The 1651-nt window shown below is 45.4% G+C and carries 2 protein-coding genes; one reads left to right on the top strand and one right to left on the bottom strand.

Features of this window, described 5'->3' with window-relative positions:
* Nucleotides 1–108: 108 nt before the first annotated feature.
* A complete protein-coding gene (gene rsd / locus AC0J20_RS23260; RefSeq protein WP_473023593.1) occupies nt 109–573 on the bottom strand; it encodes a sigma D regulator in 465 nt (154 codons plus the stop codon).
* A gap of 178 nt (nt 574–751) precedes the next feature.
* On the opposite strand from rsd, the gene nudC reads away from it, so the two are divergent.
* The gene (gene nudC, locus AC0J20_RS23255; protein WP_473023592.1) at nt 752–1564 is read left to right on the top strand and encodes an NAD(+) diphosphatase; all 813 of its coding nucleotides are present in this window, start codon (nt 752–754) and stop codon (nt 1562–1564) included.
* Nucleotides 1565–1651 lie beyond the last annotated feature (87 nt).

The raw sequence follows: 1651 nt of genomic DNA, 5'->3' as shown, positions 1-1651 counted from the left end.
ATCGAAGGCCAGGAATTTAGTTCAAAAAAATCCCCACTAATTACTTAGCAGGGATTTGTGTATAAGAGACAGCTGTTTTAGCGCCTTTTTTTATGCTTTTAGCAAGCTTTAGTTCACTGGCTTTTTGATGCGATCCAGCAGCATATCTTCCAGCTCAAAACGCTCTTCCAGTTTTTCTCCCAGCAACGTCAGATTCTTCACAAAATCCTGCATTTCCTGTTCATCGTTTAGCTCGGCATAGCTGTCATTGAAAGACAAAGCGGTATCCGTTGTCGCCTTGATCTTCTCTGTTACCTCGCTGATCCACTGTTCGTTGTCGGCGTTTTGCTCACACTCGTCCAGAATTTTATCGTACAGCTCAAAATGGCCGGTGGAGGCATAATCCATTAATGTTTCACAGAAGGCTTCAATATCTTCGTACCCAGGTAACGCATTGCTCGTTCGCTCAAACGGCGGTAAAGCCGCTAATTTACAGTATTGCACCAGTAAGGTTTTACGCTCTTCCAGCCAGGTATCGATAAGTTTATGGATGCCACCCCATTTTTCTTGCGCTTGTTCAATTCGGGTTAACATGATTTATACCTTCTGAGTTATGATAGATGCCTTGTCAGAGACAATAGAATTTCCAACTAACGCACCCATTTGATTCTGATTTCAGTATAACAAAAACTTCAGCCACCAAAAGTGTTGTTTGTCTACCTGCTGATAACATTTCCCGGTGCGGGGTGGCAACAGACAGGAGCAGTGCAGTTTGATTCAACAAAATCCGGTATTTCACGACGTGGCAGACGCCTGGTGGATTGTGGTGAGCAAAGAGAATATTTTGCAGTATTCAGAGCAGCCAGGGTTGATCCGGGGCAGTTGGCAAACTTTGACCGAGTTTCACGCCTGGCAGGACGATGTTATTCAGGTGGGTGAAGTGGATTCTTTGCCCTGTTACATGCTGGATCTGGAATCACAGTTTGTAGCAACAGATGAATTAGACAGCCTCAGTCTGCGCGCCATGTTGATGCAGTTACCGGGTGAATTGTTTTCTGTGGTATCCAGGGCCTGGCAGGTAGCGTTGTTTCTGCGTACCCACCGTTTTTGTGGTTGCTGCGGCAACAAGATGAGTCGGGTAGACTGGGAATTGGCAACCCAGTGTCACACTTGTCATCACCGTTGTTATCCACGCATTTCGCCTTGTATTATTGTGGCCATACGCAAAGGCAATCAAATATTACTGGCCAAAGGCGCCCATCATAAAAACGATATGTATTCTACACTGGCGGGTTTTGTAGAAAGTGGTGAAACACTGGAGCAGGCGGTACACCGTGAAGTGTTTGAAGAAGTGGGGGTTAAGGTGAAGAATCTGGAGTACTTTGCCAGTCAGCCCTGGCCATTCCCGCATTCGTTAATGTGTGGGTTTTTAGCTGAGTATGACTCGGGTGATATTAATGTCGACGGGGAAGAAATTATCGCCGCACAGTTTTACGATTTCGATGCACTGCCCAATATTCCACCCAAATTTTCTATAGCTGGTCGGCTGATCTCAGCCACAGAAAAGAAAATCAGAAACGGGTAATTTGGGGTAACTAATTAACCTGAGCTGCGCATAAGAACAAATGAACTAAATGCCCTTGAGGTGATCGGATCTTTCGACCAAAAAAGA

The sequence above is a fragment of the Planctobacterium sp. R6 genome, from assembly GCF_055755215.1.
The sequence above is the reverse complement of the archived record's forward strand: the minus strand, read 5'-3'. Positions and strand labels throughout refer to the sequence as shown.

What these genes read in the sequence shown, in the direction of transcription:
- rsd (WP_473023593.1), bottom strand. Translation starts at nt 573, where the DNA reads ATGTTAACCCGAATTGAACAAGCGCAAGAAAAATGGGGTGGCATCCAT.